Source organism: Pseudomonas sp. LBUM1662 (assembly GCF_059695915.1).
This window is the reverse complement of record NZ_CP166793.1, coordinates 3565932-3588196: the sequence shown is the minus strand read 5'-3', so window position 1 is coordinate 3588196 and position 22265 is coordinate 3565932. Positions and strand designations below refer to the sequence as shown.

Sequence of the window (22265 nt, the reverse complement as noted above, 5' to 3'; positions counted from 1 at the left end):
CCTCTTTTTTACTGCCTACCCGATTTACCCAGGGCTTTGGCGACAAGTTGTTCGTAGAGTTCGGCGTAGGGTTCTACCGCCTTGCACCAGTTGAAAGGCGCGGCCATGGCGCGGCAACGCATGGCGTTGAGCAGGCCGGGGAAGGCAAACACCTTGAACGCGCGGCTCAGGGCTTCCTGGTAGCTCTCGACGGTGGATTCGTCGAACAGGAAACCGGTCACGCCGTTTTCAATGGTGTCGGCCAGGCCGCCGGTATTACGTGCCACCGGCAACGAACCGAAGCGCTGGGCGTACATCTGGCTCAGGCCGCAAGGCTCGTAACGCGAAGGCATCAGCAGGAAATCACTGCCGGCAAACATGCGTCGGGCGTCGGTTTCATTGAAGCCGATGCGCACGCCGATCTGCCCGGGGAAACGCAAGGCCAGTTCACGCATGGCTTGTTCTTCTTCTGGCTCGCCGCGACCGATGATCGCGATCTGGCCACCGTTGGCGACGATGTATTCGGAGACGGCTTCGGTCAGGTCCAGACCCTTTTGATAGACCAGGCGCGAGACCACGGCGAACAGCGGGCCCTCGGAATCTTCCAGGCCGAACAGCTCACGGACATGGGCGGCGTTGACCGCTTTGCCTTCCCAGTCACCGATGCTGAACGGGCAGAACAGGTGCGGGTCGGTGGCGGCGTCCCAGCTTTCATCAATGCCGTTTGGAATACCGCTGAGCAGACCTTGCTGGGTCTTGGCGGCAAGAAAGCCGTCGAGACCGCAGCCGAAGGCCGGCGTAGTGATTTCCTGGGCGTAGGTGGCGCTGACCGTGGTGATGTGACTCGAATAGGCCATGCCGGCCTTGAGGAACGACATCTTGCCGTAGAACTCCATGCCTTCCTGTTGCAAGGCATGGTTGGGAATGCCGAGTTCCGGGCACGAGCCAAGGCTGGTGACGCCTTGATAGGCCAGGTTGTGAATGGTGAACAGCGTCGGGGTGCGCTGTCCACGCCAGTGCATGTAGGCAGGTGCCAGCCCGGCCGGCCAGTCATGGGCGTGCACCAGATCCGGGCACCAGTGAATTTGTGCCAGATTGGCGGCAATATCGGCGGCAGCGAGGCCCAGGCGAGCAAAACGAATGTGGTTGTCCGGCCAGTCGCGGCCGTTGTTGGCGCCGTAGGGCGAACCTTCGCGCTCGTAGAGTTCGGGGCAGATCAACACGTAAATGACCAGACCGTCCGGCATGTCCATGCGTCCGATCTTGCAGGGCGGCAGTGCGGCATGCCCACCCAGTTCACCGATGATATGAATCGGGTTTTCGCTGTGCAGCACTTGCGGGTAACCGGGGATCAGCACCCGCACATCGTGCAGCAGTGCCATTGCTCGGGGCAGCGCTGCGGAAACGTCACCCAAACCGCCGGTCTTGACCAGATCGGCAATCTCGGAGGTGACGAACAACACCTTCTTTCGGTTCGGATTCTGACTGGCAGCCGGTGTCAGCGTCTTGGTACCCGGTACGCTGATCGATTGGGCGCTCGGAGCATTCACGGCGCTTGATTCGCCGACCTGCTGATGAGCACGCTCTCCCTGAATATCTAAAGCCGCACTAATCATATGAATCTCCCGTGTTGTTGATCTAATTCCAGGTCTGGCACCAACGGTGTTCGTGGCCAAATCCTGTGGCCGGGCGCAAACGCGCTTCGCATCGGTGAGCAATGCTGCCCCATGCGCTAATGCAGAAAGGGTGGAAGGGCCGTTGCAAGGAATGCACCAGTCGCTGTGGCCCCACCTTTAACCTGACCCCCGGTCAGGACCAAAAGTTTCGAGTTTCTTACCGCCAGATGACTGACCGGTTTTACCTCGCGAAAATGAGTCTAGGCCAGATCCTAGAGCGGTGCAGGTCAAGTGGCGAAATTGTTCGACAATCGGTGGGAAGAGGGTAAAGGCACAGCGGCTGAAGGGGGAAACGCACCGACGAAGGGCAGGTTTATTTTTCAGAGTGGGTCAAAACGGGACTGGCGAGTCACGTAAAAGAGCGAGATTTGGAGCGGGTTGCACCATTGCGGTGCGACTGTCTGAGGCAAATGCAGTGGGTTTGAGGGCCTCTTCGCGAGCAAGCCCGCTCCCACAGGTTGTCCGCGATCCAATGTAGGAGCGGGCTTGCTCGCGAAGAACGATGACGCGGTTTTCAGGCAAGCAAACGAATCGGCTCACCCGCCGACCACGCCTGAATGTCCTCGATCATCTGCGCAAAGAACTGATGGTAGTTCTGCTGGCTGACATACCCGACATGCGGCGTCGCCAACACATTGTCCAGCGTCCTGAACGGATGATTCACTGGCAACGGCTCCACGTCGAACACATCCAGCGCAGCCCCTGCCAGACGATTTTTCTGCAACGCCTTGATCAGCGCGGCCTCATCGACAATCGGTCCGCGTGCAGTGTTGACCAGCAGCGCCGAAGGTTTCATCCAGTTCAGCGCCTGGGCGTCGACCAGGCCACGGCTGCGATCACTGAGCACCAGATGAACCGACAGCACATCGGCCTGCTCGAACAACTCCTGCTTGCTGACATAAGTCACGCCGGCTTCAGCGGCCCGTTCGGCCGTGAGGTTTTCGCTCCAGGCGATCACCCGCATCCCGAACACCTGACCGAACTGCGCGACACGTTGGCCGATGCTGCCAAGGCCGAGGATCGCCAGCGTCTTGCCGTGCAGGTCGCCGCCCAGGCCTTGCTGCCATTTGCCGGCGCGCAGGGCATTGGCTTCGACCACGAGATTGCGGGTCGCGGCCATGATCAGTGCCCAGGTCAGTTCCGGCGCGGCGTGTTTGTAGCTGTCGGTGCCACTGACCTGGATGCCCAAAGCAGCAGCGGCCTTAAGGTCCAGCGCGGCATTGCGCATGCCGCCGGTGACCAGCAGTTTGAGTTTTGGTAACTGGCGCAGCAGCTCTTCATCGAACCGGGTGCGCTCGCGCATCACGCAGATCACTTCGAATGCGCCCAGCCGTTCAGCCAGGGTTGCGTTGTCGGCGGGGTAGTCATGGATAAAACTCACCTCGCCGAGGCTGTCCAGCACGGACCAGTCAACCACGTCACGGGCGACGTCCTGCCAATCATCGATCACCGCAATCTGCACAGCCATCAGCCTTACCTCATCAATGCACGGGATTGGTTTTGTTCAGCCAGTCGAGCAATGCCTGGTGGAATTTCGCCGGTTCTTCCATCTGCGGCGCGTGGCCCATGCCGGGGAATTCAACCAGGGTCGACTGCGGAATCAGCTTCGCCACTTGCTTGCCAAGCACATCGTAATGACCGAGCTTCGCCTTGACCTCGGGGGAGGCAATGTCACTGCCGATGGCGGTGGTGTCGGACGTGCCGATCAGCAACAGCGTCGGCATCTTCAGGTCCTTGAATTCGTAGTACACCGGCTGGGTGAAGATCATGTCGTAGATCAACGCAGAGTTCCATGCCACTTGCGTGTGCCCCGGGCCCTTGTTCAGGCCGGCCAGCATGTCGACCCAGCGATCGAATTCAGGCTTCCAGCGGCCGCCGTAATAGGTGTTGCGTTCGTAAGTGCGGATGCCGTCGGCGCTGAGTTTCAGCTCGCGTTCGTACCATTGATCGACGGTGCGATACGGCACGCCGAGGGCTTTCCAGTCTTCCAGGCCAATGGGATTGACCAGCGCCAGTTGCTCGACCTGATCGGGGTATTGCAGCGCATACCGCGTGGCGAGCATGCCGCCGGTGGAATGGCCGAGTACGCTGGCCTTCTGGATGCCGAGCGCTTTGAGCAGCTGCTGGGTATTGGTCGCCAGTTGCTGGAATGTGTACTGATAGTTGTCCGGTTTACTGGAGGTGCAGAATCCGATCTGGTCCGGTGCAATGACCCGGTAACCGGCTTCGCTCAGGGCTTTGATCGAACTGTCCCAGGTGGCGCCGCAGAAATTCTTGCCGTGCATCAACACCACGCTGCGCCCGTTGGCCTTGCCGTGGGCGGCGACGTCCATGTAACCCATCTGCAAGGATTTGCCCTGGGACTCAAACGCGAAGTGTTTGACGGTGTAGGGGTACTCGAACCCTTGCAGTTCCGGGCCATATTCCGGGCCTTCAGCGTGGGCCAGGACAGGCAATGCAGCCGTGAGAAAAAGACCAGGCAGCCAACGTGAGAGGGCAAGGGACATGGATGAACTCCGTAGGAAAGCTGCCGATGCTGGATCGGCATGATTAGGGCGACATTAAACACAGGCAATCGCCGCCGCTGATCGTTCAACCGATCCAGCCCAGCGTCGCCAGGGCCAGCACCCCGTAACGAGCGCCCTTGGCGAGGGTCACGATCAGCAGGAACCGACCCAGCGGCTCGCGCATGACGCCGGCCACCAGCGTCAGTGGGTCACCGATGATCGGCACCCAACTCAGCAGCAATGACCAGTGACCATAGCGTTGATAATGCTTTCGGGCCTGCTCCAGATGGCGCGGGCTGACCGGAAACCAGCGTCGGTCGCGAAACCGTTCGAGGCGACAGCCGAGCCACCAATTGACCACGGAGCCGAGGACATTACCCAGCGTCGCGACAGCCAGCAGCGACCACAGCCAATATTGTTCGCTGAGCAACAGCCCCACGAGCAGCGCTTCGGATTGCAACGGCAGCAAGGTCGCGGCACCGAATGCCGCGAAAAACAGCCCGATGTACGCGCCGCCGATCAATGAGCCGGGTAGTCCGCCACCACCACATCAGTGCCGTCCTTTTTCAGGCCGATCACTTGATAAGCGTCACTCATGCCGTCCATTTCCATGCCCGGCGAACCCATCGGCATGCCCGGCGCCGCAACACCCAGCAGGTCATCGCGTTTGCTCAAGGCCAGGACTTGATCCGCCGGCACGTGGCCTTCGACGAATTTGCCGTTGATCAGGCCGGTGTGGCAGGACGCCAGGCGCGGAGGCACGCCGTGCTGTTGCTTGAATTCGCTCATGTTGGATTCAACGTGGTCTTCAACCTTGAAGCCATTGGCCTCGAGGTGGCTGATCCATTTTTTGCAGCAACCACAGTTGGCGTCGCGGTGGACTTCGATCGGGATCAGGTCGGCGGCCTGGGCCAGGGAGGAGATGAAAAGGGCGCTCAGGGCGAGCAGACGCAGGTGGGTTCGCATGGGAGGATCTCGACTCGGATGGCGGTCAAAAAAAGAGCCATTTTGACCACTTTAGCCAATAAAACGGAGCGAGATTGTTTCGAAGTAATTCGCGCCCCGTGTAGGAGCTGTCGAGTGAAGCGAGGCTGCGATCTTTTGATCTTGCTTTTTAGGGTCAAGATCAAAAGATCGCAGCCTCGTTTCACTCGACAGCTCCTACAGGGGGCGGTGTGCCTACGGGTTCAAGCTATCAACGAACCTTGAACCGCCCCATGATCGAGCTGACGCGCGCATTGGCTTCGAGCAATTGATGCGTGTTGAGCTCGCTGGCCTGGCCGCTTTTCACCAGCTCATCCACCATGTGGCGGATCTGCACCATGCTGCGGTTGATCTCTTCGGTTACCGCGCTTTGTTGCTCGGCGGCGGTGGCAATTTGCGTGCTCAGGCTGTTGATGTGGCTGACCGAGCCGGCCATCTCATCCAGCCCCGTGTTGACTCGCGCCGTGGCATCGGCGGCGGACTGGCAACTGGCCTGGGTGTTTTCCATGGCACTCACCGACGAACTCACGCCCTGGGTCAGGCGCTTGAGCATTTCATTGATTTGCGAAGTGCTGGCCTGGGTGCGGGCGGCGAGGGCGCGGACTTCATCGGCGACCACCGCGAAACCGCGACCTTGCTCACCGGCCCGGGCCGCTTCGATCGCGGCGTTGAGCGCCAGCAAGTTGGTCTGCCCGGCAATGGCGCCAATCACCCCGAGAATCTCGGTGATGCGCTGCGCGTCCTCCTGCATGCTTTCGACTTTATGGGTGGCGCTCGCCACCTCGTCAATCAAGGCGATCACGCTGCTGGACGCTTCGCCAACCACAACCCGTGAACGGTCGGCGTTTTCGTTGGCGCGTTGGGTGAAGGCAGCGGTTTCGGCGGCATTCTGCGCGACGCTTTCAGCGGTCGAACTCATCTCGGTGATCGCCGTGACCGTCTGATCGGTTTCAGAGGCATGGCGCACCAGAATCTGGTTGGTATGGGCCGAGGTGCGTTGCAGGTTGTCGAGGCTGGACGCCATGGCGCCGGTGGCCTGGGTGACTTCGCCGATCATGTTCTGCAAGTAGACGATGAAGGCGTTGACCGAGTGCCCGATGGCGCCCAGTTCGTCCTCGGCGCGAATGGTGATGCGCTTGGTCAGGTCGGCATCGCCCGTGGACAAGGCGTCGATGTTGGCCTTGAGGATTTTCAAGCGCTGGACCAATTGGCGAATCGCGTAGATCTGCAGCAGTACCAGCAGGATCACCATCGGAATCTGCAGCAGGCTCAGTGTGCTGAGTACATCGTCACGCTGGGCGGTGATCAGCTTGGTCGGCAGGGCGGTGGCGAGGAACCACGGTGTCCCTTCGATCGGGCGCATGAAGAAGGTGCTGGCTTCACCGTTGTTGTCGAACTCGACCCGCTGCGACTGATCACGGTTTTGCAGGCCGGCCTTCACTTGACTGGCGAATGGCGAGTTGCCGGCCAGCTCACTGATGTTCTTCAGCACGATCGGCCCGCTGATCCGCGAGCTGTTGCTGATGATCTTGCCGTCGGCCTCGACGATCAGCATTTCTGCGCTGAGGTCTTTCTCCTTTCGCGCGATCAGGTCATTGAAGAAGCCCAGCGTCACGTCGATGGTGGAGACGCCATACGCCGCGCCATTTTTCTGAATGGCCATGGCGCAGTTGGTCCGTGGCTCGGCGCTGGCGTCATCTTTATAGGCTGCCGCCCAAGCGCATTGGCCGCGTGGGGTTTGCATGCCGCCCTTGTACCAGCTTTGGTCGTAATAGTTGGGGGCCGCGTCGCTGTTCCAGAACGTATTGACTGCCAGCTTGCCCGAGGCATCGCGGTGCCAGAATGTTCTGAATTTGTTGCGTCCGGCCTCACGCTGGCCGGGCAACGGCCAGATCCCGCCGCCGAACACTTTCAGCTCGCCGTACTGATCGACCAGGCCTGGCAGCACGGTATCGATGGCGGCGCTGTCGAGCAACGGAATGGTCTGGGTGATGCTGCGCTGTTGCGCCTGTACCTTGTTCAGTTCGCCCTGGATTTGCTCGGCGACTTCGGCGATGCGGTTCAGGGCGACCTGTTCTTCGGTGTGGCGAAGTTTAGGGGCGACCAACTGGCTGATGCCGACGACTGTCAGGACGAACAACAGCAGGATGAACAGGACCAGAAACAGCGTGTAGCGAGCCTGGATGGTACGGAATGCGGGCATGGGACCGGTCCTTGTGCAGCGTTCTTATTGTGGTTTTTTCGCTCGGAAAATCGGCGCTTCGAAGGGCTATCGGCCTGCACTTGGCGAGCTTTAGGTACGAACGTACAAGAATGCGGCGGGGGGACGGATGGTCGGGTCTTGAAAGGTGTCAATGTGGATACAAATGAGGCTGATTAGTTGCCTATACCAATATTGGAAAGTTGATATAGACCAATCAATCAGGGCACTTGGGCTGTGTATCTGAAATGTACGGAAATTGTAAAAACAGCAAATAGTTGTTGGTATGGCTAGTTGCCACGTTGATACTTGCCCGCTCTGAAATCGGGTTAAACAAGGAGTTTTGTATGGTCACGCAGTCGGGAGCTCAGTCATGACTATCGGCGATGCCGGGGCTTGGACGTCCAAGGCCGGTTTAATGGTCCAGAATACGGGCGGCGGCAAGCCTATCAAGCAAAGCGCCCGGATCAAGCAGATGCTGGCACTGGTAGGGACCAATCCAAACGCGCTGAGCACGGCGAAAATGGATGCAATGAAAATCCATCGAAACGTAAAAGGTTTCGACCCGGAAAATGTCTCCGCCAAACAAATGGGCAATCTCAGTTCCTTTTTGAGAGGCAAGGGACTGATTTCCGACATTACGTGGATGACGTTGATGAATGCCGGCGACAAGTTTGACCGTTTCGGGGTGCCGAATGACCCGGATGCAAAATTTAATGCGCTGGAGTATTTCGCCACGCAACTGGACACCATCCAGAACAACAGCATCAAGGGCGACAAGTATTCCGTTGGCCTGATTCCGGAATTCAAGACGGCGATCTACGTACTGCAGAACTTGCAGACTTACGGCAAGGGCAACGGTACGACAGTGCCTCCTACCGATGGTGGCGTCAGCTCCAAGGCCTGACGCTCGGCAGTGCTGGCCCACTCAGGCTGAGTGGGCCAGGCTCGATTACCGGTCAAGCAACTTCATGACTTCTTCTGGATAGCGCAAGCCGGCGGTGGCATGGGCCGGGAAGATCGCCTCCAGCGCGTGCAACTCGTCACGGCTGAGTTTCACCTCCAGTGCGGCAACATTCTCCTCAAGGTATCTACGCTGTTTGGTACCCGGAATCGGGATCAGGTAATCACCTTGCGCCAGCACCCAGGCCAATGCCAGTTGGCCCGCCGTCACCCCTTTGTCGGCGGCCAGGGCCTGCACCTGCTGCACCAGCAACAGGTTCTTCGCAAAATTTCCCCCTTGAAAGCGCGGGCTGAAGCGACGGTAATCGTCGGCGGCGAAGTCATCCGCGCTTTTCAGTGCACCGGTCAGAAAGCCTCGACCCAATGGACTGTAAGGGACGAAGGCAACGCCCAGACGCTGACACGCGGCCAGGCAACCGTTCTCTTCCTGGTCGCGGCTCCACAGCGAATACTCACTTTGCAGGGCGCTGATCGGATGAACCTTGTGCGCGCGCTCCAGCGTGGCGACTGACGCCTCACTCAATCCCAGATAACGCACCTTGCCGGCCTTCACCAACTCGGCCATGGCGCCGACGGTTTCTTCGATGGCCACCTGCGGATCGATCCGGTGCTGGTAATACAAATCCAGGGTTTCAACACCCAGGCGTTTAAGCGTGCCGTCGATAGAGTCGCGAATGTACTCCGGGCGACCGTTGACGCCGCGGGCGCCGGGGTTGGACGGATCGCGGACGATCCCGAATTTGCTGGCCAGGAACACCTGCTCGCGCTTGCCGACAATGGCCTTGCCGATCAGTTCTTCATTGGTGTGCGGGCCGTACATGTCAGCGGTGTCGAGCAGGTTGACCCCCAGTTCCAGCGCCCGATGCAGGGTGGCGGTTGCTTCGCGCAGTTCAACTCCGGTGGTATAGAAATCGGTCATGCCCATGCAGCCCAGACCGATGGCAGAAACCTGCGGGCCATTGTTGCCCAATTGACGTGTTTGCATGAATTCAACTCCCTGTGGTGTAAGCCCCTAGTGTTGACCTCGACAGAAACAAGATAAACCGGCTAAAACTGCTATCACTGTTTGTAATTTCTAAATAATCAACCGGAACGCCCCGACAATGGACCGTTTTAACGCCATGCGCGTGTTTACCCGGATCGTCGAGCTGGGCGGTTTTGCCAAAGCGGCAGACAGCCTGCAGTTGCCCCGCGCTTCGGTGACCATTCTGATCAAGCAGCTTGAGGCGCATCTGGGTGTGCAGCTGTTGCAACGGACCACCCGGCAGATCAGCCTGACCCTCGACGGTGCGGCCTATTACCCGCGATGTGTGAGGTTGCTGGCTGATCTGGAGGAAACCGAATCGGTGTTTTCCGCCGCCCGCCACAATCCCAAAGGCTTGCTGCGGGTGGACATGCCGTCGGGAGTCGGGCGCCTGATCGTGATTCCCGCATTGCCGCAGTTCACCCGTCGCTATCCCTTGATCGAACTGGACATCGGTTTGAATGACCAACCTGTCGACCTGATTCGTGAAGGCGTCGACTGTGTGCTGCGCGGTGGTTCGGCGCTGGATGATTCACTGGTGGCGCGGCCGCTGGTCATGCTCGACCAGGTGACCTGCGCCAGCCCCGACTACGTCGAGCGTCACGGCGCCCCGCACACGCTGGCGGACCTCGAAGGCCATCGGATGGTGGAGTATTTCTCCAGTGCAACCGGCAAGCGATTCGGGCTGGAGTTCATGATCGACGATCAGGTCCGGGTGGTGGATCTGCCCAAGCATGTCTCGGTCAACAGTGCTGATGGTTACATTGCAGCCTGCGAGGCAGGCTACGGACTGGTGCAGACGCCGTACTACCACGTCGCCCGGCAGTTGACCGAAGGGCGTCTGTGCGAAGTCATGAAATCGACGCCGCCCCCGGGGATGCCGTTGACGGCGCTCTATCCCCCACACCGCCAGTTGTCCCGGCGGGTGAGGGTGTTTGTCGACTGGCTGGTGGAGCTTTGCGCGCAGCCGGGCAATGACTTTCACAGGAAAGACTCAAGCGGCTGAGCGTGCGCTGCCCAGTGTTTTGGTGTTTCGCTGCAAGTCGTCGTGCAACTGTTGCATGTAGGGGCAATGCAGGTTGAGCGGCCGAAGCTGCGCCCCGCGATGAAACAGGGCGAACCATCCCTGACTGTCGGGGGCGGGCATCAACCCGGTGAAGGTGAAACCAAGCATCGTCAAACTGCGCAGGTCCTCGGTAAAGTGCCGCGACAACGCCAGTTGGGTCGAGATCATCCAATGTCCGGGCAATTGCCGGATCTGTTCCAGCAGACGGTTGTTCAAGCGGTGAACAACCACGTCGAAGCGGTTGTGGTGCTGGTTGATCTGCAAAGGCACCGCAGGCTGCATTGGCGTCTCGGGATGCGTCCCGAACAGCGCGCACAGGTGCTGCATAAATTCTCGGTAACGCTCGGGCCAGGGGATGTCGGGGAGTGGGCGCGCATGCCCTTCGACCACGTAGCAACCCATCACAATGGTTTCCGGATGCGGCTCGGCGAAGGGCGAAGGCACGTAGTCGGGAAGCACTCCGGTGCTGTGGAAACCGATGTTTGCGGCCATGCGTTGGGTGTACGGGTGGTGGGTCACTTGTTTGATCAGGACGCTCTTGAAACCCGAAGGCCCGGACTGCAACAGCAACTCCCGGCCCAGACGGGTCGCGATACTGAGCCCCTGCGCGGCGGGGTGCACCACGCTGAGGGCCAGTTCGGCAGTTTGCGGGGACACTTCCTGGCACAACGCGGCATGCCCCAGAACCCTTGTTTCGTCCACCGCCAGCATCGATTTCCAGCGGCCGTCGGCAATGTGCTGGCTGATCATGTTCGGCAGGTAAACATCCGGTTGCACGTAATGATCGCCATAGACCTCACGAAACAACTGGCTCACGGCGCGGGCGTCGCAAGGGCGAAAGCGTCGAAAAATCAGATGAGACATCACGCAGTCTCCGGTGATGGCGCGTCATAGGTGCGCAAATCCAGGACCCGCATCTGCTTGCCCGAGCGAGGGTGCAGGTTCAGGTCGGTGACGAGGCAGGACAGCACGCGCAATTCCAGCAGCCCTTCACGATTCAGTTGCTCGAGCGCCGGGTAGTGGGCCACAAGCGCTTCATACAGGGTCTGGCACAGCGGGGCGGTAGCCACGGTCTTGGCCTCAGGCACCCATTTCACACTGACGATGTCCTTGTAGCCGTCATGGTCGATACGCAGTTGCCATTGATCGGTGTCAGCCACGCGCTGGACGATCTGCATGATTTCGTCGATCAACAACGACATCGACCCCACCCGAACCCGCTGACTATGGGCGCTACGTCCCTTGAGGGCGAATTTGCGCATCGGGGTTGTGCCGGGCTCACGCCAGCAGGCGCAGTCGCCGACCGGATAACGCAGCAGTGGCATGAGCCGGCGTGTCAGGTTGGTCACCACCAACAATCCGGTACGGTCGCATTCTTCGATGACTTCGCCGGTCAACTCATCGACGATTTCCAGCACAGTCTGCGGTTCAAACACCCGATGCTCGCCCAGGGCGCAATCGCGGCTTGTCGCCCCGATCAGGCCAGCGTCGACGCTGGCATAGCCGATCGAGGCGATGCGCACGTTTGGAAACACTTGGGTGAAGATTGCCATTTGCGGGCCGAACAGGCTTTCGCCGCCGTACAACAACGTATCAACGCCACACAGCACCCGACGATGCTGAGCCAGGTACGCCGCAAAGCGCAGTAACTGCGCCGGTACGCCGACCAGCACGTTGATCCGGTGCTGATCCAGCGCATCGGCCAGGACGTCCATGCTGACTTCACCGGTGAACGGAAACTCACAGATGGACCGTTTGACATGCGCCAGCGCATCGTGGATGAACACGAAGCTGGCATAGAGATCGCCGCAGAAGAACAGATTGGCAACGCGGTCACCGTTCTCCAATTGAGAGGACATGCTCTCGCCAAACGTGCTGACCAGCGTTTGCCATTCCTCCTGGGAGTAAACCGACAGTTTGCCGTGGCTGGTCGAGCCCCCGGTCTTGAACACCAATCCATTATTGATCTGTCCTGTCAGCACGGGCCATTTGGTCAGGTCGTTACTGTCAGCCCAATAGTTGGCCATATCAGTCAGCGGCAAGTCTTTTAAAGTAAAACCTTCAGCGGGTAAGTGCTGCAGGTGTTTGCGATAGAAGTTCGAGTGTTGCCTTATATAAGGCACGAGTTGTTCAAGCGAATAAGGTGTGTTCACTGGGTTCTCTTTTTATCAGGCGTTTCTACGGTTTGAAAATTATCGATAGGTTTATTGTCTGTTATCGATAACTAACGGTATTTTTCCGCTGTGTTTGTTTCGAGTGAACTCGGACTCGGCGCACTCGTGAACTTCCACGGTTAACAGTGCCGCGCTCACGGCATTGGCCAAGGCTTCATGTTTCAACAAGTTTGCATACACCGTGTCGGCATTCAGGTTCGCCAAAACCGTCAGCCGCTCCCGGCCGTCGAGGGCATGGTCCAGGACCAGTTGAACAGGCAGGCCGACACTGTCCTGTAGCGCCAACGGAGAAATGAATTCCGTGCCCATCCGAATCAGCTTGCCGTGACGCTGCAGCAATTCGAATCGCGGTGAGTCGAGCCCGCAGGGACAGGCTCCGGGTATCCAGCGCCCGGTGTCGCCAACGTCGTACCGGCGCACGCTCTGACCTTGCCGGGCGCGGGAGGTGAACAGCAGTCGGCCGACCTCATTGGCCTGCACCGGCATGTCGTGTTCGAGATGCACGATTTCCAGGTGCTGGGTATCGCACATCAAATGAAAGACGCCGTCCTCGGTCGCCGTGCAGGCATGTCCCAACGGACCCGCGTCGACCGAACCATAGATCGCCGAGCGAATCGTCGACACTCCGCAGCTTTCCATCAGGCGCAGGCTCGTCTGGCCGGGGTGTTCACCGCCGAGGAACACTTTGCGGATACCGGCGTAGGTGCGAAGTCGGCTCTGTTCGTTGAAAAACAGGCGATGCAACGTACTTGGCATGCCGATCAACACGGTGATTTGGTGGTCGACAATCAGCTGGGCAATTTCGCTGAAGTCATCATGGTGTGGCGCGCCCATGGGAAAGTGGGTAACGCCCATCTGCTCCAGAACCTTGCTGAAGCTGGAGAAACCGCCATACAGGCTGCCACCGTAAAACAGGTTCATCACCCGGTCCGTCGACGGGTCGAGTCCGGCGGCAAACATCCCGTCCGCCGCCGCGCGCATCTGCCGATGAAAGTCGTGATAGCTGAACCCGGCCAGGGCCGGCGTGCCGCTGCTTCCTCCGGAACGGAAATACAGCTGTGCAGCGGCGTTGATCGGCTGGGTCATGAATGTATTTTTGTCCATGATCGGGTCATGGCGTGTATCCGGCACGGCAGGGAGCGCATCGAGCGTTGCCCGGCCCGGCACGGCCTCCGGCGCCAGACTCACCGACAGGCGACGACTGAAGCGAGACAGCGCGTAGACGCCGTCATGGGGCTCCCCCGGATAACCGTCATGAATCGAACCGCACGGGGCGATACGCGTGACGCCGGCATTGACCAGCGTGCGTACCAGTTCAGGCGTCTGTGCCGGAGCGCAAATCAGCGCGCAGCTTTGCAGGACTCTGCGCCAAGGCAATAGCGTCTCGGCGATCAAGTGTTGCGGCACCGGTTTGAGCAGCAACGTGCGAAACAGCGGCGAAGGCGCGAGCGTCTGCTGGTGATCCCAGATGACCCTCCATCCGGGGCCGGCCCAGACCTGGCCGGTCTGGTTTGCAAAGCAATGTTCCAGGCGCGCCATGGCGGTGCGGGTGGTGATCTCCGAAGCCTCCTGATCTGTCGGAACCAGCGCCGGCCAATGTGAAGCGCGACGCGTGAAGGCTTGCGCCAGACGCTCACCCAGGTCGCACAAAACCGTCGGATCGTCGCTGTCCACCAGCAGCCATTGCGGGCTGGAACACGCTTGTTGATCCAGACTGCACACCTCATCCACCAACGTATCCAGCGCCGAAGAACTCGCCGCCTCGGGCGACAGGTAAGCGAAGCTGATTCTGTGGCCCCAATCGATCCAGCGACACCCGGCCGGGATCTGCTGACGAATTGCCTTGAGTGCCTGTTCACCGCCCCAGGCGGCGACGCCATCAGCGTGGGTGCAGAGTTGCGCTACCTGAGCAGTGCTGACCGGCAACACCGCAACGTAATCCGCCAGCTTGCCGCTGGTGTCGCAGTGCACCAGCGCCGCGAGTAATCCGGCGGTCAATCCGTCATCGCTGGAGCTGGGGCGCAGCCAGTTGATGTTGCCGGCCAACAGGCTTTCCACGACCGCACAGAACGCCAGCATCGGCGCATTGCCCGGCGTGATGTGAACCACCAGTCCCAACGGGTGCCAGCTTTCAAAACACGCTTGCCGGTAATCGATGCGCCGCAGCGAGCGCGGTTGCACACCCAACTCTCGCTCAAGCTTGGTGACGAGGTTGCTGCGCTGGCAGAAGTCGACAAGTCCCAGTCGTTGATCGTTGTCGAGGGGAACATCCAGCCTGCCAGCCTGCAATTGCAGGATAAAACGGGCGGCTGCGTCGATCACGGTGGCACTGTCGATCGGCGCATTCAACAGCCGTGGCAGGTGTGGGTGCAGGTGTTCGAGGGCTGTCTCGAGGGTGACAACGTCACGCAATTCGCCATGGATCAGGTACATATCAGGCTCCTCCAATCAGTTCAGACGCGGCCATTGCGCAGCTTCGGCTGGCGGTCGTGCCGGCGCGTCCATGCAGTTCAAACCAGTCGGTCTGCAAGCCGCATCCGCAACTTGTACCGGGGTGCAGCGTCGCCAGATCGCCCATGACCACAGCGTGCGCGGGGCTGGAAGAAATGTAGGGCGACACGAACTCCAGCAACCCGCGCTGGCCGTAAGGCTGGACGGTGAACCCAGATGGATTGCGCACGAAGACCTTCGAATAAACCGGCACATGGAAATGCTGGTGAGCACACTGGATATACGGCACGGCATGCTCGACAGCGCCGTAGCCGTCCCGGCAGCGGGACAGGTCGATGCCCAGTTGGCGATTGATCCGTTCATACAATTGCGCCAAAGGGATTTCCTGCGCCGCCTGGGTTTTCCAGCCGCCACCGAGAAACACCAGTGACTCGGCCGGCAACTTCAGATCCGCCACGCCGGTGTCTTCCATGTGCTGCAACGCGTGGGAAAGGAACGCGGGGAAGCCGAGAATGCGCACGGGCAAACCGTCTTCGGCAAATTCCTGCAAGGCGCGGATCACCCCGAACAGATCGAACGCGTGACCGCTGCCGGTCAGGCGTAATCCGTAGGCGACGCGATTGACCGGCGCATAGCTGCACAGAAACTGATCGGTGTAGGCGGTGCCCAAGGTGATCGCAGCCTTGGGTTCATAGCTCAGGAGCAAGTAGTTGCACGGGGTGTCGGGAGTGTCCCAGCCGTAATGGCGAAAAATGTGGCTCACCATGCCTTGGGCGGCGGCCATGCTGCGCTCGTCGTAGCGCAGGCGACTTTTCTGGCCGCTGGTACCGGACGATGTCAGCTCCAGCGCGCCTTCGCCCGAGGGGCCGAACAACAGGTGACGTTTGAAATAGTGGGCGAAAATCGGCGGCAGTCTTGACCAGTCATCCAGTGTCTCCAGGTCCTGTGCGCCCAGACCGTTAGCGTTGAGCCAGCGCTCATAGCCCGGCGTGTGGTGACAATGGAACAGGCTGATTTCCCTCATGGCCCGGTCGAACAGGCCTTCGGGCACCGAATCCAGGCAATAGGGATGCGTTAACGCGCAAAGCGCGTCGGTGTGGGGTAAATGAATCATCAAAAAGACCTATCGGGTGGGGTCAGGCAGCAAGCGGGAGGAGGGAACGCCGCAGAAACAGGCGCAAGGGCAGCAGGCACATGAGCCCCGCTGTAGCCGCCATCAGGGCGAAGGATTCGTGACTGTCACCAACGCCGGCCGCCGCGATCAGCGAACCACCGCCGCCCATCACGGCGATCGAAATCATGCCGATCATGGCCGAGACCAGGCCTTTGCTGTCGTCGCTTGAGAACAGTGCGAGCCGGTAGAGTGCGGCATTGCTCATGCCAAGACCGATGGCATACAGCGCCAGGGCGCCGATCAGCAACGGTGTCGACGCGCCGTAGAAACCAATGACCATCAAGGCGATGAGCCCGACGCAAAACGGCCACAGCGCGTAGCGAATCAGTTGTGGCAATTGAGTATTGGCAATCAATCGGTTGAGTATCAGGTTGCCGAGAATAACGGCTGCAAACACCGGGATTTGCCACAGGCCGTACTGCAGCGGTGAAAGTCCCTGATTGTGGATGAGCAGGAGTGGCGCCAGCCCGATCCAGGCAATCAGGGGCAGGGTCATGAGCCCCAGCGCGACAGAGGCGCCGAGAAATCGCGGGTTGCCGAACAGCGAGGCATAACGGCGCACGGTGCCGCGCCATTCAAACGGCACCGCCGTCAGTCGCTGACCGTCATGGCGCAAGGTGCCCACGGTTTCCGGCATGAACACATAAAGCCCGAGCCAGACCACCAGACCGCCCAGACCCAGCAATAAAAACAGCTCCCGCCACGACAACCATTCCAGCAGCAGGCTGCCGAGCAATGGCCCCAGCAGTGGAGAGAGCAGCGCAACGTTCCCCAGCATCGCCATGATCTTTACCGCGTCGGCTTCGCAGAACACTTCTTGCAAAGCCGGGTAGCTGACCGCGATAACAAACCCCAGCCCCATGCCCTGAATCAGCCGCAAGCCATTGAACGCATAGATGCTGTGCACGCTGAACGCTGCGGCGCAGGCCAGGGCAAATACCGCACAACCGATCAGCAACAGCGTGCGGCGACCGAACTGATCCGACAGCGGCCCGATAAGCCATTGCAAAAGAATGCCGCCTGCCAGATAGAGATTGAAGGCGTAGGGGACATGACGCCCACTGGCGTTCAGTTCATGAGTGACGGTCAACATGGCCGGCATGATCATGTCGCTGGCCATGTAGGTCAGCAGTTCAAAAAGTGTTATTGCAATGCAAAAGCCGAACACATGAAAGGGGCTGATGTTTATAAGCGGTTTGAGCATGGCATCCCTGTTCTTCTTTTTAAGTTGAATAGCGGTTGTTGCGATGCGCCAAAGTTAATCAAACACGTATGAATACCTCCAACAGACTATTAAGACTGAAAGCTTCAATAGTTTGCGCGAGGTTTCGATGGGGGGAAGGGAAGTAAATGGGAAGTGAAAATGCATGTACGAAAATGCCCGCTACAGTGCGGGCATTTATTCAACAGTGGATTGGATAGGCTTCTTTTCTTACGAATGGATGTTCAACTACTTACGCACTATGACCTGAACAAACGTTATCGATGCTGGTAATAACCCGGTCCGCCGCGATCGTAATGGTGGTCGCCGTGCCAGCCGCCGTGGGGGAAAACGATGCAGCCGCTCAGGGTCAGCAGAGCGAGCAGGGGAATCAGCAGTGTGATTCGACGTAACATTTGAAAATCCTCATGGTTATCGCCGCAATAAAGCCAAATCTCTTCATCGGCTGTAACATGAGACCCCGTTTGCAGCGTCCCATTCCCGCACAAAGGTAGGGGCTTGGCATGCTTTCGGATACAAACCGGATACATTTTTCAGGTTCAGGAACTCGCAATGACTCAGTCGCAACGTTTGAAATACTCGATTCTGATCTCCCTGGTGGTGTTGGGGATCATGTTCGGCCTTTCGTATCTGCAAAACGCAGGCGTCATCAGCGAGAAGCTGTTTCAGTACATCGCCATCGGCGTGGCGGTTATCGTGGTGGTGATCAATGGCGTGATGCGTCGCAAGGTCAAGCCTTGAACGACGCACCTTGAGCTGATCAGTCGCGATGCAGCAGGGCTACAGCGTGTGGATGCAGGCTGTAGCTTTTGTCCGCGTTGAGCGTGATCACGCCTTCGCTGCACAAGCGTTTCAACACTTCTCGCACACTGAGAAAGGACAGGGGGATATCCAGGTCCAGCAAATGGCCGTGCACGCCGCGCACGCCCAGGCTGCGCTCGCTTTCGGCGGCGACCAGCAAGGCGTCGATGACCTTGAGGCGAATCAGGCTGGTTCGCAGTCCAAAGCTTTTGAGCAGCAACCTGATCCGCTCGTTGCCATTGCGCTCGCCTCGTTGACTGAAGACCCCGGAGCCCATGGCTGAGCTCTTGGGCGCGTGACTACCGTCCGTTGGCAGTTGCGAGTTGTACATGCAAAAAACTCCTTTTCCGAGCCGGCCAGGAAATGTGATGGGTGCTCTCATTGAATAAGACGTACGAGCAGGCCAAATAATGAAGGCCCGAATGTAGAAAATTCGTCACAGGCATGTCAGCGGCCTGTGAGATGGACGGATAAAGCGCCTTTCATGGCCTAAATTTTTGTCGTTGGTTTCGTTCCTAGAAGATGGCGCGGTGCGTGTTTGACGCAGGGTGTTTGTCTTTTCGATCAGGAGCGAGCGTGATTATTTCCAGGCAATTAACCAGGTTGAGCCTGGCGGGCATGTTGGTGGGGCTGAGTCTTGCGGCAAACGCGCGCAGTACGCCCGAGCAGGCGAGCGCCGATATTCGCCGCACCAGTTTCGGTGTGCCGCATATCCGTGCCGAGAACGAGCGTGGTCTCGGCTATGGCATCGGTTACGCCTACGCCCAGGACAATCTGTGCTTGCTGGCCAATGAGATTGTCACCGTCAATGGCGAACGTTCACGCTATTTCGGCCCGGATCAGCTGACGGTCGAGGAACGCGAAAATCAGGTCAGCGACCTGTTCTTCACCTGGCTCAATACCCCTGAAGCCGTCGCCGGATTCTGGAAGGCGCAAACCCCGCAGGTGCGTGATCTGGTCGAAGGTTATGTCGCGGGGTACAACCGCTCGCTGACCGAACGTCGCGCACAGGGTTTACCGCAACAGTGTCAGGGCGAATGGGTACGCGACATCACCTCGCAGGACCTGGTCAAGTTGACCCGCCGCCTGTTGGTCGAAGGCGGAGTAGGGCAGTTCGCCGAAGCGCTGGCAGGGGCGACGCCACCCAAGGCCGTTGCGCAGGCAGCGGGCGAAGGGGCGTCGTTTCAGCTGGCAGCCACACGCATGCAACGGTTCTCCCTGGATCGCGGCAGCAATGCGGTGGCGGTCGGCAGCGAACGCTCGTTCAATGGCCGCGGCATGCTGCTCGCCAACCCGCATTTCCCGTGGATCGGCGGGATGCGCTTCTACCAGATGCACCTGACCATTCCCGGCAAGCTGGATGTGATGGGCGCGGCGTTGCCGGGGCTGCCGATGATCAACATCGGTTTCAACCAGCATCTGGCGTGGACCCATACGGTGGACACGTCCAAGCACTTCACTCTGTATCGCCTGCAACTTGATCCCAAGGATTCGACCCGTTATCTGCTCGACGGCAAGTCGCTGCCGATGGACAAGCAGACCGTGACGGTGAACGTGAAGCAGCCCGACGGCCAGACCCAAGCGGTGTCGCATGTGGTCTACAGCTCGCAGTTCGGTCCGATCGTGCAGTGGCCGGGCAAACTCGACTGGGACAATCAGTACGCCTACAGCCTGCGCGATGCCAACCTCGAAAACGACCGGGTGTTGCAGCAGTGGTACGCGATGAATCAGGCCACCAGCCTCAAGGATTTGCAGGCCTCGGTGCACAAGATTCAGGGCATCCCGTGGGTCAACACCCTGGCGGTGGATAATCAGGGGCATGCGCTGTACATGAACCTGTCGGTGGTCCCGAACGTCAGCGCCGACAAACTGGCCAAGTGCAGCGACCCGCGCATCGGCTTGCAGATGATCGTACTCGACGGTTCCAACAGCGCCTGTGCCTGGGACATCGACCCGAACGCCGCGCAAAAAGGTATTTATGCGGCGGACAAGTTGCCGCAACTGCTGCGCAAGGATTACGTACAGCACTCCAACGATTCGGCGTGGATGGCCAACCCGGCGCAACCGCTCACCGGTTTCTCGCCGCTGATCAGTCAGGAAGGCCAGGCACTGGGGCTGCGCTCGCGTTTCGCTCTCGACCGGTTGAGCACGCTAGGCAAGGCTGGCCCGGTCACGGCGGCTGATCTGCAACGGATGGTGATGGACGATCAGGTGTATCAGGCCGGGCAAGTGATGCCGGATCTGTTGCAGTTCTGCGCTGGCGACCTGGGTGGCGATGCCGCAACGCTTGCTCCGTTGTGTGCCAGTCTCAAAGCGTGGGATCGCAGCGCGAATCTGGACAGCGGGCTCGGTTTTGTTCACTTCCAGAACGTGATGGAACCGTTGCAGCAAGTCCCAGGCATCTGGCGAGTGGCGTTCGACCCGAAAGACCCGCAACACACACCGCGTGGGCTGGCGCTGGATAATCCGCAGGTGGGCCAGGCTATTCGCGAGGCGATGCTGGCGTCGGTGGAACAGGTCAAAAAGCTTGGGCTCAAGGATGACAGCCGCTGGGGTGACATTCAGGTGGTCAGCAGCGGCGGCCAACAGACACCGATCCACGGCGGGCCGGGCACGCTGGGCGTGTACAACGCCATACAGAGTGTGCCGAGAACCGATGGCAAACTCGAAGTCATCAGTGGCACCAGCTATTTGCAAGTGGTGACCTTTGATGACAAAGGCCCGCATGCTCAAGGTCTGCTGGCGTTCTCGTTGTCCAGTGACCCGGCGTCGAAGTATTCCCGGGACCAGACCCAGGCCTTTTCGAAGAAGCAGTTGAGCCCAATGCCGTTCACCGAGCAACAGATCACCGCGGACCCGCAGTACCAGGCGCAGACGATCCGCGAGCAGGATGAAAAAGCCGGGAAGGTGGCCGCTCAGTAAGAGGAGGGTGGTTCAAGCAATAAAAAAGGCCGCATCCCGTTAAGGGTTGCGGCCTTTTCAGCTTTTAGGGGCTTGTAGCGGGATCGAATTGAGCACCGGATTACCTTCCTTGTTACGGGTCAGGTAGACCGGCAGCACCTTGGGCAGGGAAGCCACCAGGTTGTTCAGTTCCTTGATGTTGTAGATGCCGCCCAGACGAATCGTGCCAGTGCTGTGGTCAGCGACCATGATCGGTTTGCTCAGGTAACGGTTGATCAGCGGCAGGGCATCATTCAGCGCCAGATCGTCGAGCACCAGTTTGCCACTGCGCCACGCCAGGGAATTGTCGTTGGGGTAGGTCTGATTGATCTGCGGTGTGAAGTCGCCGTGTTTATAGCGCGCCTGCATCGCAGGCCCGAGGCGCAAGCCATCGCCCGGAAGATCTGCGTTGCTGCTGACCAGCACCGAGCCTTCAATCAGGTTGACGCGCACCTGATCCTCGTACATCCAGACGTTGAACTTGGTCCCGGTGACCCGAATCCTGCCGTCCGCTGCCCTCACGACAAAAGGGTGCGCCATGTCGTGGCTGACGCTGAAGAAGGCCTCGCCTTTCTCCAGCGTGACCCGGCGCTGATCCTTGTAGTTGCTGAACGTCAGCTCGCTACCCAGGTTCAGTTCCACCTGGCTGCCGTCGCTAAGGGTGACCTGACGGACCGTGTCACTCGCTTCGAAGTGCTGATACGAATTGGGTAGCCAGCCCATGTTCCAGCCGCTGTACGCCGCCAGTGGCAACGCCAGGGCGCACACGGCGGCGATGCCGACCGAGCGCCAGGGCGTGGCAGTTTTGAAGCGAGGCACCGATGTGACGGCTTCTGGACGCGGCAAATCCCCCGCGACCTCCCAGATCTCCAGCATGGCCTCGTATTCAAACGCGTGCAGCGGATGAGCGTCACGCCAATGCTCGAAGGCAATCCGCTCTTCGGTGGTGCAGTCGACAGCGTGCAGACGCATGCACCAATGCGCAGCGGCATCGGTGATGGCGTCATATTCGGCTTGCGAGAGAGAATTGTCGGTCATTGACTCATCCTGATTTCCCACATTCTAACCTCGTGGGGAAGCATGCGAGAACAGCCGTCATGGCAA

18 protein-coding genes and 2 pseudogenes are annotated in these 22265 nt (G+C 59.4%); 4 read left to right on the top strand and 16 right to left on the bottom strand.

The window, feature by feature from the left end:
• Positions 1-8 precede the first annotated feature (8 nt).
• The 7 genes and pseudogenes from glgA to ACA049_RS16050 form a co-directional block, all read right to left on the bottom strand.
• Positions 9-1595, bottom strand: a complete 1587-nt coding sequence (glgA, locus tag ACA049_RS16080) for a glycogen synthase GlgA (protein ID WP_497328302.1) — start codon at positions 1593-1595, stop codon at positions 9-11.
• Positions 1596-2169: 574 nt separating this feature from the next.
• On the bottom strand, positions 2170-3123 hold the full coding sequence (locus tag ACA049_RS16075; RefSeq protein ID WP_497328301.1) for a D-2-hydroxyacid dehydrogenase family protein: 954 nt from the start codon (positions 3121-3123) through the stop codon (positions 2170-2172).
• A 13-nt stretch (positions 3124-3136) separates the two neighbouring features.
• The gene (locus ACA049_RS16070) at positions 3137-4162 is read right to left on the bottom strand and encodes an alpha/beta fold hydrolase (protein ID WP_497328300.1); all 1026 of its coding nucleotides are present in this window, start codon (positions 4160-4162) and stop codon (positions 3137-3139) included.
• 85 nt (positions 4163-4247) lie between these two features.
• On the bottom strand, positions 4248-4682 hold the full coding sequence (locus tag ACA049_RS16065; RefSeq protein ID WP_109636035.1) for a YqaA family protein: 435 nt from the start codon (positions 4680-4682) through the stop codon (positions 4248-4250).
• Positions 4682-5128: a DUF411 domain-containing protein gene (locus tag ACA049_RS16060; protein ID WP_497328299.1), complete on the bottom strand. Its 447-nt coding sequence runs from the start codon at positions 5126-5128 to the stop codon at positions 4682-4684. The genes ACA049_RS16065 and ACA049_RS16060 overlap by 1 nt, the downstream gene beginning before the upstream one ends.
• Before the next feature lie 229 nt (positions 5129-5357).
• A pseudogene (locus ACA049_RS16055) lies at positions 5358-5882 on the bottom strand (methyl-accepting chemotaxis protein); the annotation flags it as partial.
• 336 nt (positions 5883-6218) lie between these two features.
• Positions 6219-7349: pseudogene (locus ACA049_RS16050) on the bottom strand (HAMP domain-containing protein); the annotation flags it as partial.
• 370 nt (positions 7350-7719) lie between these two features.
• On the opposite strand from ACA049_RS16050, the gene ACA049_RS16045 reads away from it, so the two are divergent.
• Positions 7720-8253: a hypothetical protein gene (locus tag ACA049_RS16045; protein ID WP_497328298.1), complete on the top strand. Its 534-nt coding sequence runs from the start codon at positions 7720-7722 to the stop codon at positions 8251-8253.
• A gap of 45 nt (positions 8254-8298) precedes the next feature.
• On the opposite strand, the gene ACA049_RS16040 is transcribed toward ACA049_RS16045, so the two are convergent.
• Entirely contained in the window at positions 8299-9294 is a 996-nt protein-coding gene (locus tag ACA049_RS16040; RefSeq protein ID WP_497328297.1) for an aldo/keto reductase, read from the bottom strand.
• Positions 9295-9412: 118 nt separating this feature from the next.
• Between ACA049_RS16040 and ACA049_RS16035 the strand changes: the two genes are divergently transcribed.
• The gene (locus ACA049_RS16035; RefSeq protein ID WP_497328296.1) at positions 9413-10339 is read left to right on the top strand and encodes a LysR family transcriptional regulator; all 927 of its coding nucleotides are present in this window, start codon (positions 9413-9415) and stop codon (positions 10337-10339) included.
• On the opposite strand, the gene ACA049_RS16030 is transcribed toward ACA049_RS16035, so the two are convergent.
• The 6 genes from ACA049_RS16030 to ACA049_RS16005 all read right to left on the bottom strand — a co-directional run bounded on the left by ACA049_RS16030 (position 10328) and on the right by ACA049_RS16005 (position 17815).
• Complete coding sequence (locus ACA049_RS16030) at positions 10328-11263, bottom strand: GNAT family N-acetyltransferase (RefSeq protein ID WP_497328295.1); 936 nt, start codon at positions 11261-11263, stop codon at positions 10328-10330. The genes ACA049_RS16035 and ACA049_RS16030 overlap by 12 nt on opposite strands.
• A complete protein-coding gene (locus ACA049_RS16025) occupies positions 11263-12552 on the bottom strand; it encodes a phenylacetate--CoA ligase family protein (RefSeq protein WP_497328294.1) in 1290 nt (429 codons plus the stop codon). Before ACA049_RS16025 ends, ACA049_RS16030 begins: the two co-directional genes overlap by 1 nt.
• 51 nt (positions 12553-12603) lie before the next feature.
• The gene (locus ACA049_RS16020; protein WP_497328293.1) at positions 12604-15006 is read right to left on the bottom strand and encodes an aldehyde dehydrogenase family protein; all 2403 of its coding nucleotides are present in this window, start codon (positions 15004-15006) and stop codon (positions 12604-12606) included.
• 1 nt (position 15007) lies between these two features.
• On the bottom strand, positions 15008-16138 hold the full coding sequence (locus tag ACA049_RS16015; protein ID WP_497328292.1) for a LuxE/PaaK family acyltransferase: 1131 nt from the start codon (positions 16136-16138) through the stop codon (positions 15008-15010).
• A 22-nt stretch (positions 16139-16160) separates the two neighbouring features.
• The gene (locus ACA049_RS16010) at positions 16161-17402 is read right to left on the bottom strand and encodes an MFS transporter (RefSeq protein ID WP_497328291.1); all 1242 of its coding nucleotides are present in this window, start codon (positions 17400-17402) and stop codon (positions 16161-16163) included.
• A gap of 275 nt (positions 17403-17677) precedes the next feature.
• Positions 17678-17815 (bottom strand): hypothetical protein, encoded by a 138-nt coding sequence (locus ACA049_RS16005; RefSeq protein ID WP_497328290.1) that lies wholly within the window; start codon positions 17813-17815, stop codon positions 17678-17680.
• 157 nt (positions 17816-17972) lie between these two features.
• Here ACA049_RS16005 and ACA049_RS16000 point away from each other — a divergent pair, with 157 nt between their 5' ends.
• Positions 17973-18161 carry a hypothetical protein gene (locus ACA049_RS16000; RefSeq protein WP_008024801.1) on the top strand — a complete coding sequence of 63 codons (189 nt, stop codon included), beginning with the start codon at positions 17973-17975 and terminating at the stop codon, positions 18159-18161.
• 19 nt (positions 18162-18180) lie between these two features.
• On the opposite strand, the gene ACA049_RS15995 is transcribed toward ACA049_RS16000, so the two are convergent.
• Positions 18181-18552 carry a fe2+ zn2+ uptake regulation protein gene (locus ACA049_RS15995; RefSeq protein WP_497328289.1) on the bottom strand — a complete coding sequence of 124 codons (372 nt, stop codon included), beginning with the start codon at positions 18550-18552 and terminating at the stop codon, positions 18181-18183.
• Between the two features lie 245 nt (positions 18553-18797).
• On the opposite strand from ACA049_RS15995, the gene pvdQ reads away from it, so the two are divergent.
• Entirely contained in the window at positions 18798-21143 is a 2346-nt protein-coding gene (pvdQ, locus tag ACA049_RS15990) for a bifunctional acylase PvdQ (RefSeq protein ID WP_497328288.1), read from the top strand.
• Positions 21144-21200: 57 nt separating this feature from the next.
• On the opposite strand, the gene ACA049_RS15985 is transcribed toward pvdQ, so the two are convergent.
• Entirely contained in the window at positions 21201-22199 is a 999-nt protein-coding gene (locus tag ACA049_RS15985; protein ID WP_497328287.1) for a FecR family protein, read from the bottom strand.
• Positions 22200-22265: the final 66 nt, after the last annotated feature.